The following is a 12093-nucleotide window of genomic DNA, read 5'->3' as shown; positions in this document are numbered from 1 at the left end:
CGGGGGCGGACGCGGGGAACGGCACTGCCGGTGCCGGTGCCGGTGGTGGTGGCAGTGCGTGGCATGGGCCCGGAGCCGGGGGCACCGTGGTGGACGGCGGTGCGGGGAGTGGAAACGGTGCCGCTCTGCCTCCGGCCGGTGCGGCTGCCGGGGACGGGGGTGCTTGGCCTGCGGCGGGTTCGGCCGGGGGCAGTGCTCCCGGGGCGTGGCCTCCCAACGAGTGGGCGACCGCAGGCGGTTGGGCGCCCGGCGTGCCAACCCACGTCCCCGTGCCCGCCCCCGCGCCCGCCGGTGGGATGAATCGGCGCCTCGTGTGGTCCGTGGTCGTCGGGGCCGCCGTGGTGGGCGTGGCCGTGAGTCTCGTACTGACGTTGGTCGTCGGGAAGGACGACGGTGGGTCGGACAAGAAGCCGCTCGGGGCGAGTTCCGTGGGGTCGCCGACGCCCTCGGAGTTGAGTGCCTCCGGGGTGACGCCCACCGAGGACACGGCCTCCCCGTCGCTGTCGGCCGCCGTGCCCGCGGACGGGTACGAGAAGTACGACGACGCGGAGGGGTTCCAGATCGCGATCCCCGAAGGGTGGACGCGCAGTACGGTCGACTCCCAGTTCGGGATCGCCGTGGTCAACTACCGCAGCGCGGACCGTACTCGCCGGCTGCAGGTGTATCAGGTGTCGGAGCAGTCGCCGGCCGCCTCCTTCGAGCTGTATCTGTCGGACCAGACCGGCAAGCCGGCCGGCTTCCAGAAAATTGATCTGGAGACGCTCGACGACGGGGAGTTCACCGGCTCCCGCCTCGAATACCTGGCGGACACCATCAAGGGCGACCCCGACGTCGGTACCTGGCACGTCTACGACGAGCGTTTCGTCGCGGCGGACGGCAACATCTACGCCCTCGCCTCCTACGGTCCCGACTCCAACGGCAGTGACGACGAATTCGCCGTCCTCACCAACGCGTTGGAGTGGTTCTGCCCGCCGTACACCAGCTGCGGTACGGATTCCGGCCTGGACTGATCGGAAACAGAGACGGGACAGACACAGAGACGGGACGGGAGCGGGGACGGCGGGGTGACGGACGCTCACACGTTCCGCAGTTCCTGCTGCAACTTCCCGATGTCCACCGTCTCGTCCGGCGCGGGCGTCGCCGACGGCACCGGTTTGCCGTAGTCCGTGAAGGTCAGCGTCATGTCGGTGCCGCCGCCCTTCTCGGTGGCCTCGACCAGCCGGTGCGGCGCGGCCGAAGTGACGTACAGGACCGCCTGTTTGCCGTCCCGTGTGCCCTTCAGCGGAATGACCTTCGTGCCGTCGATCTTCGTCTCGGCGCCCTTGGTGAGGGGTGCGTCGGTGGACGAGCCGGTGTCGACCTCCTTCTGGAAGGCGGTGAGGTCGCAGGTGTCGGAGAGGCCCTTCAGCATCGTGTCCTTCGTGGAGCCGTGGATGTAGCGGTTCTTGAAGAGTTCGGCCACGGCGTCGCCCTGGCTGCCGGGCACCTGGGCCTTCCAGAACGCGGTGTCGGGCTTCATCCACACCTCCTTGCCCCGCTTGACCAGTTCGAGGGTGCCCCCGCCGGAGCCCATCCGCATCGTGCCGACGCAGTTGCCGTCCCGGTCCAGGGACAGGTCCATCGAGGTGGGCTGTGTCCTGCTGCCCTTCGCGTCCGCACCGCGGTCGGTCAGCTTCAGGTGCACGGAGTCGGTCTTGAGGAGGTTGTCCTTGGCCTGCTCGGACAGTTCCTTGGCGGAGGGGCTGTCGTCGTCGGCCGCCGCGAGGGCGGGTGACAGCAGCGGTGGCAGCAGCAGGACCGCGCTCGCCGCCGTGCAGATCGCCGCCGTGCGGACCGCCCCCGTACTGATCGGCGCCTTCCTGATCATGGCGTCACCTCCAGGCTCTGCCCCACCGGTCCGCCCCGTCTCGCTCACTGTTCAGCGTACGGTTCGCCCCATTTGCCCGCATGCCCAGTGACACAGCGCACTTTCGGCCACCGATTGCGCATGCAATTCGGGGGTGGGGGCATGTGCTCACGGTCCCGCTGGGTGACATCCGTGTGACCCAGGGGCACTGAACAGGAACGGAAGGCAACACCGATCATGGCGGACACAGCAGACGGCCTGGGGCTAGAGGCGCAGGCGACCATCCACGTGAGCGGGGAATGGCGTGAAGCCGTCTCCGGCGCCACGCGTGAGGTCCTCGACCCCGCGGACGGACTGCCGTTCGCCGTGGTCGCGGAGGGTGACGAGAAGGACACGGACCTGGCGGTCGCCGCCGCCCGCCATGCCTTCGACCACGGCGACTGGCCGCGCACCCCCGTCACCGAGCGCGCCGCCCTGCTGCGCCGCGTCGCCGACCTGCTGGTGCGCGACCGCGAACAGCTCGGTCTGCTGGAGAGCCGGGACGCCGGCAAGACCGCCGAGGAGGGCCGCGTCGACATCGACTGTGTCGCCGACGCCTTCCGCTACTTCGGCGACCTCGTCGCCGCCGAGTCCCCGGGCCGGATCGTCGACGCGGGCTCGCCCGACATCCACAGCGTCGTCGTACACGAGCCCGTCGGTGTCTGTGCGCTGATCACCCCCTGGAACTACCCGCTGCTGCAGGCCAGTTGGAAGATCGCCCCGGCGCTCGCGGCCGGCAACACCTTCGTGGTCAAGCCCAGTGAGATCACCCCGCTGACCACGATCGCCCTGATCGACCTGCTCGCCGAGGCCGGCCTGCCCACCGGCGTCGCGGGCCTGGTCACAGGACCCGGCCACACGGTCGGCGCCCGCCTCGCCGAACACCCCGACGTCGACCTGGTCTCCTTCACCGGCGGCCTGGTCAGCGGCACCAAGGTCGCGCAGGCCGCCGCGCCCAGTGTGAAGAAGGTCGCCCTCGAACTCGGCGGCAAGAACCCCAACGTCGTCTTCGCCGACGCCTGCGCCACCGACGAGGACTTCGACACCGCCGTCGACCAGGCCCTCAACGCGGCCTTCATCCACAGTGGCCAGGTCTGTTCGGCAGGCGCCCGCCTCATCGTCGAGGAGTCCCTGCGCGAGCGCTTCGTCGCCGAACTCGCCCGCCGGGCCCAGAAGATACGCCTGGGCCGGGGCACCGAGGACGGCGTCGAGTGCGGCCCGCTCGTCTCCGAGCAGCAGCGCGCCAAGGTCGAGGCGTACGTCGCCTCCGCGCTCGCCGAGGGTGCCGTGCTGCGCGCGGGCGGCCGACGCCCCGAGCCGTCCGCCGAACGGGCCGCCGGCGGCTACTTCTACGAGCCCACCGTCCTGGACCAGTGCCACCGCGAGATGCGGGTCGTGCGCGAGGAGGTCTTCGGCCCGGTCCTCACCGTCGAGACCTTCCGCACCGAGGACGAGGCCGTGACGCTCGCCAACGACACCGAGTACGGCCTGGCCGGCGGCGTCTGGACCACCGACGGCGCCAAGGCCCGCCGGGTCGCCGCCCGGCTCCGACACGGCACCGTCTGGATCAACGACTTCCACCCCTACCTCCCGCAGGCGGAGTGGGGCGGCTTCGGAAAGAGTGGCGTGGGGCGGGAGTTGGGCCCCGCCGGACTCGCCGAGTACCGCGAGACCAAGCACGTCTACCAGAACCTCGCGCCGAAGCCGGTGCGTTGGTTCGCGGGCTGAGTCACCCGGCTGACCCGGCCGTCCTTCGACCTCTCCCTCGTCGACCCCTCCCTGGAGCAACAGGAGTAACACCGCCATGTCCCACACCCCCCACGAGTACGACTACGTCGTCATCGGCGGCGGCACCGCGGGCTCCGTCATCGCCTCCCGCCTCACCGAGAACCCCGACGTCACCGTCGCCGTCATCGAAGGCGGCCCCAGCGACGTGGGCCGCGAGGACGTCCTCACGCTGCGCCGCTGGATGGGCCTGCTCGGTGGCGAACTCGACTACGACTACCCCACCACCGAGCAGCCACGCGGCAACTCCCACATCCGCCACAGCCGCGCCCGGGTGCTGGGCGGCTGCTCCTCCCACAACACCCTGATCGCCTTCAAGCCGCTGCCGTCCGACTGGGACGAGTGGGAGGCGGCCGGCGCCCGGGGCTGGGGCGCGGTGCCGATGGAGGCGTACTTCGCCCGGCTGCGCAACAACATCGTGCCGGTCGACGAGAAGGACCGGAACGCCATCGCCCGCGACTTCGTCGACGCGGCCCAGACGGCCCTGGGTGTCCCGCGCGTCGAGGGCTTCAACGGCAAGCCGTTCACGGAGGGCGTCGGCTTCTTCGACCTCGCCTACCACCCCGAGGACAACAAGCGGTCGAGCGCGTCGGTGGCGTATCTGCATCCGGTGATGGACGAGCGGCCCAACCTCCGCATCTTCCTTGAGACCTGGGCCTACAGGCTGGAGCTCGACGGCACCCGTGCCAAGGGCGTGCACGTGCGCACCCAGGACGGCGAGGAGCTGCTGATACGGGCCCGCCACGAGGTCGTCCTGTGCGCGGGCGCCGTCGACTCGCCCCGCCTGCTGCTGCATTCGGGCATCGGCCCCCGCGCCGACCTCGAAGCGCTCGGCATCCCGGTCGCCCACGACCTGCCGGGCGTCGGCGAGAACCTCCTCGACCACCCCGAGTCGGTCATCGTCTGGGAGACGAACGGACCCATCCCCGAGAACTCCGCGATGGACTCCGACGCGGGCCTGTTCGTGCGCCGCGACCCCGAACACCCGGGCCCCGACCTGATGTTCCACTTCTACCAGATCCCGTTCACGGACAATCCGGAGCGCCTCGGCTACCAGCGGCCGGAGTTCGGCGTCTCGATGACCCCCAACATCCCCAAGCCGAAGAGCCGCGGCCGGCTCTTCCTCACCAGCGCCGACCCGTCGGTCAAGCCCGCCCTCGACTTCCGCTACTTCACCGACCAGGACGACCACGACGGCCGCACCCTCGTCGACGGCATCCGCATCGCCCGCGAGGTCGCGAAGACGGAACCGCTGGCCGGCTGGCTGAAGCGTGAGGTGTGCCCCGGCCCGGAGATCCTCGGCGACGCCGAGCTGAGCGAGTACGCCCGCAAGGTCGCCCACACCGTGTACCACCCGGCGGGCACCTGCCGCATGGGCGACCCCGACGACGAACAGGCCGTGGTGGACCCGGAGTTGAGGATCCGCGGCCTGGACGGCATCCGCATCGCCGACGCGTCCGTCTTCCCGACCATGCCTGCCGTGAACCCGATGATCGGGGTGTTGATGGTCGGTGAGCGGGCTGTCGACCTGATCGGAGGTGGTGCGTGATGAGCATCGACGACACCAGCGCCAGTACCGGTATCGCTACTGCCACCAGTACTTCCACCGCTTCCCAGAACCCCGTCTTCTCGGTCGACGGTCTCTGGAAGGTATTCGGCCCCAAGGCCGACACCGTCCCCACCGACCCCGACCTGCGCGCCCTCGACCCCGTCGAGCTCCGCGCCCGTACCGGCTGCACGGCCGCCGTCCACGACGTCTCCTTCGACGTGCGCAAGGGCGAGGTCTTCGTGGTGATGGGCCTGTCGGGCTCCGGCAAGTCGACCCTCGTGCGCTGTCTGACCCGGCTGATCGAGCCGACCGCCGGCACGATCGCCATCGACGGCGAGGACGTCCGCGCGATGGACAAGGCCCGGCTGCGCGAACTGCGCCGGCACCGCGCCGCGATGGTCTTCCAGCACTTCGGCCTGCTCCCGCACCGCACGGTCCTCGACAACGTGGCCTACGGCCTGGAGATCCAGGGCATGGGCAAGGCCGAGCGCCGGGCGCGGGCCCAGGAGGTCGTCGCCAAGGTCGGGTTGGAGGGCATGGAGCAGCGCAAGCCGGCCCAGCTCTCCGGTGGTCAGCGGCAACGCGTGGGCCTGGCCCGGGCTTTGGCGGTCGATCCCCAAGTCCTGCTGTTCGACGAGCCGTTCAGCGCGCTCGACCCGCTGATCCGGCGGGACATGCAGGAGGAGGTGGTCCGCCTGCACCGCGAGGAGGGCCGCACGATGGTCTTCATCACCCATGACCTCAGCGAGGCCCTGCGGCTCGGCGACCGTATCGCCCTGATGCGCGACGGCCGGGTCGTCCAGTTGGGCACGCCCGAGGAGATCGTCGGCAGCCCCGCCGACGACTACGTCCGCGACTTCGTCCGGGACGTCCCGCGCGAACAGGTCATGACCGTCCGTACGGCCATGCGTCCAGGCGACTGCGGCGGCCCGGACCACCCGGGCGCGCTCGCCCCCGACGCCGTGGTCGCCGACGCGATCAAGGTCGTCGCGAGCAGCGGTCGGGCGGCCTGCGTGGTGGCCGACGGCCACTGCCTGGGCGTCGTCGACCACGAGCGCCTCCTCGCGGTCGTCGCGGGGACGGAGCGGTTCGAGGAGGCGGTCTGATGGCGACGTTCACCGCATCCGTCCCCCGTACCCTGCCCACCGATCTGCTCAGGCGCCGCGCGGTCCAGAAGCTCCTGCTCCTCGCGGTCGCCGCGGCGATCCTGGTACCGCTCGCCAACGCCCGCTGGGCCAGCGGCAGTTGGCCTGATGCCCTCACCGTCGACCTCACCAAGCCGCTGACCGACGTCAGCGACTGGATCATCGACAACCGCGACAGCCACCCCCTGTTCCTCTACTTCTTCGGCTACGTCAGCAACGCGGTCGTCATCTGCGTACGCGCCGTCTATCTCGTGCTCCTCGCCGCGGGCTGGGCCGGCGTCACGGTCTTCGGCGCGCTGGTCGCCTGGCGGGTGGCCGGCGTCCGGCTCGCACTCGGCACGGGCGCCGCTTTCCTCGCCTGCGGGCTGCTCGGCATGTGGGTGCCGACCATGCAGACCCTCGCGCTGATGGTGGTCGCCGTCCTCGCATCGGTCGCCGTGGGCCTGCTGCTGGGCCTGGCCGGCGGTCTCTCCGACCGGCTCGACCGCGCCCTGCGCCCGGTCCTGGACACCATGCAGGTGCTGCCCGCCTTCGCCTACCTGCTCCCCGTCGTCCTGGTCTTCGGCATCGGCGTGCCCGCGGCCGTCCTGGCCACCGTCGTCTACGCCGCCCCGCCGATGGCCCGCCTCACCACCCTCGGCCTGCGCGGCGCCGACAAGGAGGTGCTGGAGGCGGTCGACTCGCTCGGCGCGACCGCCCGCCAACGGCTGCTGACCGCCCGTATCCCGCTGGCCCGCAGGGAACTGCTGCTCGGCCTCAACCAGACGATCATGATGGCGCTGTCCATGGCGGTCATCGCCTCGGTGATCGGCGCCGGCGGCCTCGGCGACCGCGTCTACCAGGCGCTCGCCTCCGTCGACGTGGGCGCGGCCCTCGCGGCCGGCATCCCGATCGTGCTCCTCGCGGTCGTCCTGGACCGGGTGACCGGCGCGGCGGGCGAGAGCGCGGGCGAGGAGACCGGCAGCCGCCGCTCCTGGCTCTACGCGGCCGTCGCCGTCGTGGTCGTGGCACTCGCCGCACGTCTCGCGGGCCGCCTGGACTGGCCCGACGCCTGGACGCTGAACATCGCCACCCCGGTCAACCGTTCCGTCGACTGGATGACCGCCCACCTCTACTCGGGAGTCCCCGTCGTGGGCGGCACCGCCGACTGGGCCGGGCACTTCACCACCTGGGTCCTGGACCCCGTCCGCGGCGGCCTGCAGTGGCTGCCCTGGTGGTCGGTGCTGCTCCTGGTCGCCACCCTCGCGTGGCTGATCGGCACCTGGCGCACCGCCCTGACCGCGGTTCTCGCCATGGCCGCGATCGGTGTCCTCGGCGTGTGGAAGCCGTCCCTCGACACGCTCTCGCAGGTCCTCGCGGCGGTCGCCGTCACCCTCGTCCTGGGCTTCGCGACGGGCATCGCGGCGGCCCGCAGCGACCGCTTCGAACGGCTGCTCCGCCCCGTCCTGGACGTCTTCCAGACGATGCCGCAGTTCGTGTACCTGATCCCGGTCGTCGCGCTGTTCGGCGTCGGTCGCGCACCCGCCGTCGCCGCGGCCGTGGTCTACGCGCTGCCCGCCGTCGTCCGCATCACCACCCAGGGCCTGCGTCAGGTCGACCCGGCCGCCCTGGAGTCGGCCCGCTCACTCGGCGCGACCCCCGGCCAGCAACTGCGCCAGGTCCAACTCCCGCTCGCCCGACCGGCGTTGCTGCTCGCCGTCAACCAGGGGGTGGTCCTCGTCCTCGCCGTCGTCATCATCGGCGGCCTGGTCGGCGGTGGCGCGCTCGGCTACGACGTCGTCTTCGGCCTGGCCCAGGGCGACCTGGCGACCGGCCTGGTCGCGGGCGGCGCGATCGTCTGCCTCGGCCTGATGCTCGACCGGGTGACCCAGCCGACACAGCGCCGCACGAAGAAGGGAGCGTGACATGCGCGTCCGTACGACCGCCGCCGTCGCGTCGCTGGTCCTGCTGACCGGCTGCGGCGCCGCCGACATGACCAAGCAGGCCTCGCCCTTCGCCAACGCGCAGGGCGCCAAGACCGTGACCCTGTCCGTGCAGTCCTGGGTGGGCGCGCAGGCCAACGTGGCCGTCGCGCAGTACCTGTTGGAGCACCGGCTCGGCTACCGCGTCGACACCGTCCAGGTCGACGAGGTGCCCGCCTGGGACGCGCTCAGCCAGGGCCGGGTCGACGCGATCCTGGAGGACTGGGGCCACCCCGACCAGGAGAAGCGCTACGTCGACGACAAGCACACGATCACCCGGGGCGGCGGACTCGGGGTGACCGGCCACATCGGCTGGTACGTGCCGACGTACCTGGTCAAGCAGCACCCCGACATCACCAACTGGAAGAACCTGAACAAGTATTCGTCGCTGTTCCGCACCCCCGAGAGCGGCGGCAAGGGCCAACTCATGGACGGCTCCCCGTCGTACGTCACCAACGACAAGGCCCTGGTGAGCAACCTGAAGCTCGACTACCAGGTGGTGTTCGCCGGTTCGGAGGCCGCGCAGATCACGCAGATGCGGCAGTTCGCCAAGGAGAAGAAGCCCTTCCTGACGTACTGGTACGCGCCGCAGTGGCTGTTCAAGAAGGTCCCGATGACCGAGGTGAAGCTGCCCGCGTACAAGGAGGGTTGCGACGCGGACGCGGCGAAGGTCGCCTGCGCCTATCCGCACACCCCGCTGCAGAAGTACCTCAACGCGGACTTCTCGAAGAAGGGCGGCAAGGCCGCGGTCTTCCTGAAGAAGTTCAAGTGGACGACCGAGGACCAGAACGAGGTCTCCCTGCTGATCGCCGACCAGAAGCTCACACCCGAGCAGGCGGCGAAGAAGTGGGTGGACAGCCACGCGTCCACATGGAAGGCGTGGCTGTCCTGAACGCCCTTGTCCCTTGGGGCGGTCGGCCGTGTCCTACTTCTTGAGTCGGTCGGCCGTCCCGCGCAGCGCCTGCGCCGCCGCGCGCTGCAGCCCCGGCCCGAACGTCACACGAGTGGCCCCGAGTTCACCGAGTTCGGTGGGCGAGGGGCCCTCGCCGTCCAGCCGCCCCAGCACGTTCATCGGCCCCTGGATCCCGGACCGCAGCAGCGGCAGTACGTTCTTCGGGGCGCCGATCGGATAGACGCAGTCGGCGCCGGCGGCGACGTACAACGCGGCCCGCTCGATGGCCCGTTCGGGATCGCCGTCCCCGTACAGGAACGTGTCCACCCGGGCGTTGACGAAGAGCCGGTCACCGGCCGCGTACCGCACCTCGGCGAGCCAGTCGGCGTGCTCGCGCGGGTCCTTGAGAACTCCACCCCCGTGGGAGTCCTCAAGATTGCAGCCGACGGCTCCCGCCTCCAGCAGCCGCTCCACCAGCTCCTTCGGCGCCAGCCCGTACCCGCCCTCCACATCCGCGGAGACCGGCACGTCCACGGCCCGCGTGACCCGCGCCACCGCGGCGAACATCTCGTCGCCCGGTACCTCCCCGTCCGCGTACCCGAGCGACGCGGCGACCCCCGCGCTCGGGGTGGCGAGCGCGGGGAAACCGGCCTCCACCAGGACCCGCGCACTGCCCGCGTCCCAGGGACCGGGCAGCACGAGGGGGTCGCCCGGCACACGGCCCCGGTGCAGGGAGCGGAAGGCGGCGACCTTGCTCAGGGTCACTGGTGCTGGCCCGCGGTGTAGTGGCCCGGGACCATGCGGCAGGTCACGCCGAAGCGGTTCCAGGCGTTGATCACCGTGATCGCGGCGACCAGCTGCGCCAGCTCGGCCTCCTCGAAGTGCTTGGCGGCCTTCTCGTACACCTCGTCCGGCACGAAACCGTCGGTCAGGACCGTGACCGCCTCGGTCAGCTCGATCGCCGCGAGCTCCTTCTCCGTGTAGAAGTGCCGCGACTCCTCCCACGCCCCGAGCTGGATGATCCGCTCCACGCTCTCGCCCGCCGCGAGCGCGTCCTTGGTGTGCATGTCCAGGCAGAACGCGCAGTGGTTGAGCTGCGAGGCACGGACCTTGACCAGCTCGCGGAGCTTCGGGTCGAGGCCCTTACGGGCGGCGGCGTCCAGGCGGAGCATCGCCTTGTAGACGTCGGGCGCGTGCTCGGCCCAGTTCAGGCGGGGAGTGTGCTCGGGGGCGTATTCGTTGGCGTATTCGGCGGTCTGCTCTGTGGTCATGTCTCGACCCTAGGTTCCGGGCAGCCCAGGAGTATGGTCCATTTCCATGGAGAAAACGTGGGCCACTTTCGGCGTAGACCTCCACCTGGAACCCACCGGACCGGGCGTCCGCCGCGGCCTGACCGACGCCCTCCGCGAGGCCGTCCGCACCGGCCGCCTCACCCCCGGCACCCGCCTCCCCTCCTCCCGCACCCTCGCCACCGACCTGGCCATCGCCCGCAACACGGTGGCCGACGCGTACGCCGACCTGGTGGCGGAGGGGTGGCTCACGGCCCGACAGGGCTCGGGCACGCGGGTCGCGGCGGGGGTGGGCGACGGCGGTGTGGAGGCCGGCGTGGAAGGGGGCGCGGAAGGAGGTCCTGCCGCGGGCTCAAGTTGGAGGGCGCATGCCACGCCCGCGGAGCAGCGGGGGAGGCCCGACGCCCGGCCGACGGACTCCGCACCCCGCCCCGACCCCCGACGCCCCCGCGAAGAACACCGCCCTCGCCCCCGCGAAGAACACCGCCCCGCCTACGACCTGGTCCCCGGCACCCCCGACCTGGGCTCCTTCCCGCGCGCGGAATGGCTCAAGGCCGCCCGGCGCGCCCTGGCCGAGGTCCCGTCCCAGTCGCTCGGCTACGGCGACCCGCGCGGCCGCATCGAACTGCGCACCGCCCTCGCCGGCTACCTGGCCCGCGCCCGGGGCGTACGCGCCGACCCCGACCGCATCCTGGTGTGCGCCGGCATCTCGCAGGGCCTGCGCATCCTCGGCGCGGTGCTGCGGGCGCGCGGCGCGAGCACGGTCGCGGTGGAGTCGTACGGCCTCTACATCCACTGGCGGCTGCTCGCGGCCGACGGCCTGCGAACCGTCCCTCTTCCCTTCGACGAACGCGGCACGGACCCACGGGAGTTGACCGACGAGGGCGCGGTCCTGCTCACCCCGGCCCACCAGTTCCCGATGGGCGGCACCCTGCACCGCGACCGGCGCGCGGCCGTCGTCGACTGGGCCCGCCGCACCGGCGGCATGGTCATCGAGGACGACTACGACGGCGAGTTCCGCTACGACCGCCAGCCCGTAGGCGCCCTCCAGGGCCTGGACCCGGACCACGTCGTGTACGCGGGCACCGCCAGCAAGGCCCTCGCCCCCGGCCTGCGACTGGCCTGGCTGATACTGCCCCCGGACCTCGTGCGGGAGGCGGTACGGGCGAAGGGCGGCATCGACTCCTGCGGGGCCCTGGACCAGCTGACCCTCGCCGAGTTCATCACCTCCGGCGCCTACGACCGCCACGTCCGCGCCTCCCGCCTCCGCTACCGACGCCGACGCGACGCCCTGGTCGCCGAACTCGCCCACCGCGCCCCCCAGGTCCGCGCCACCGGCATCGCGGCCGGCATGCACCTGGTCCTCCGCCTCCCCCCGGGCACCGAACAGGAGACCCTGCGCGCGGCAGCCTGGCAGGGCCTCGCGGTCCACGGCCTGCACCGATACCAGCATCCCGACGCGAGGGTGGAGCGGCGCGATGCGTTGGTGGTGGGGTACGGGACTCCGCCGGAACATGCGTGGTCGGGGGCGCTGGAAGCGCTGTGCCGGGCGTTGCCGTAGGGCGGGGGACCGGAGGTGCCCCTTTC

At 71.5% G+C, this 12093-nt stretch carries 10 protein-coding genes; 7 read left to right on the top strand and 3 right to left on the bottom strand.

Annotation, left to right across the window (positions count from 1 at the left end; translation table 11 throughout):
• Positions 1-296: 296 nt before the first annotated feature.
• Entirely contained in the window at positions 297-1010 is a 714-nt protein-coding gene (locus M2283_RS23605; protein ID WP_280878342.1) for a hypothetical protein, read from the top strand.
• Positions 1011-1075: 65 nt separating this feature from the next.
• Here M2283_RS23605 and M2283_RS23600 read toward each other — a convergent pair whose 3' ends face one another.
• Positions 1076-1867, bottom strand: coding sequence for a hypothetical protein (locus M2283_RS23600; RefSeq protein ID WP_280878341.1), 792 nt, complete (start codon positions 1865-1867; stop codon positions 1076-1078).
• A 216-nt stretch (positions 1868-2083) separates the two neighbouring features.
• On the opposite strand from M2283_RS23600, the gene M2283_RS23595 reads away from it, so the two are divergent.
• From M2283_RS23595 to M2283_RS23575, 5 genes are all read left to right on the top strand, one after another.
• Positions 2084-3613, top strand: coding sequence for an aldehyde dehydrogenase family protein (locus M2283_RS23595; protein WP_280878340.1), 1530 nt, complete (start codon positions 2084-2086; stop codon positions 3611-3613).
• 76 nt (positions 3614-3689) lie between these two features.
• A complete protein-coding gene (locus M2283_RS23590; protein ID WP_280878339.1) occupies positions 3690-5219 on the top strand; it encodes a GMC family oxidoreductase in 1530 nt (509 codons plus the stop codon).
• The gene (locus tag M2283_RS23585; protein WP_280878338.1) at positions 5219-6325 is read left to right on the top strand and encodes a quaternary amine ABC transporter ATP-binding protein; all 1107 of its coding nucleotides are present in this window, start codon (positions 5219-5221) and stop codon (positions 6323-6325) included. Before M2283_RS23590 ends, M2283_RS23585 begins: the two co-directional genes overlap by 1 nt.
• Positions 6325-8268: an ABC transporter permease gene (locus tag M2283_RS23580; RefSeq protein WP_280878337.1), complete on the top strand. Its 1944-nt coding sequence runs from the start codon at positions 6325-6327 to the stop codon at positions 8266-8268. Before M2283_RS23585 ends, M2283_RS23580 begins: the two co-directional genes overlap by 1 nt.
• Position 8269: 1 nt before the next feature.
• Positions 8270-9217: an ABC transporter substrate-binding protein gene (locus tag M2283_RS23575; RefSeq protein ID WP_280878336.1), complete on the top strand. Its 948-nt coding sequence runs from the start codon at positions 8270-8272 to the stop codon at positions 9215-9217.
• A 33-nt stretch (positions 9218-9250) separates the two neighbouring features.
• On the opposite strand, the gene M2283_RS23570 is transcribed toward M2283_RS23575, so the two are convergent.
• Both M2283_RS23570 and M2283_RS23565 read right to left on the bottom strand, forming a co-directional pair.
• Positions 9251-9976, bottom strand: coding sequence for an isocitrate lyase/PEP mutase family protein (locus M2283_RS23570; protein WP_280878723.1), 726 nt, complete (start codon positions 9974-9976; stop codon positions 9251-9253).
• A gap of 2 nt (positions 9977-9978) precedes the next feature.
• Positions 9979-10488: a carboxymuconolactone decarboxylase family protein gene (locus M2283_RS23565; protein WP_280878335.1), complete on the bottom strand. Its 510-nt coding sequence runs from the start codon at positions 10486-10488 to the stop codon at positions 9979-9981.
• A gap of 46 nt (positions 10489-10534) precedes the next feature.
• Here M2283_RS23565 and M2283_RS23560 point away from each other — a divergent pair, with 46 nt between their 5' ends.
• Positions 10535-12067, top strand: a complete 1533-nt coding sequence (locus tag M2283_RS23560; RefSeq protein WP_280878334.1) for a PLP-dependent aminotransferase family protein — start codon at positions 10535-10537, stop codon at positions 12065-12067.
• Positions 12068-12093 lie beyond the last annotated feature (26 nt).

Origin of the sequence: Streptomyces pseudovenezuelae (assembly GCF_029892565.1) — a bacterium.
GTDB classification, from domain to species: Bacteria; Actinomycetota; Actinomycetes; order Streptomycetales; family Streptomycetaceae; genus Streptomyces; species Streptomyces pseudovenezuelae_A.
Note: the sequence above shows the minus strand (reverse complement) of the source record. Positions and strands in the feature narration are given on the sequence as shown.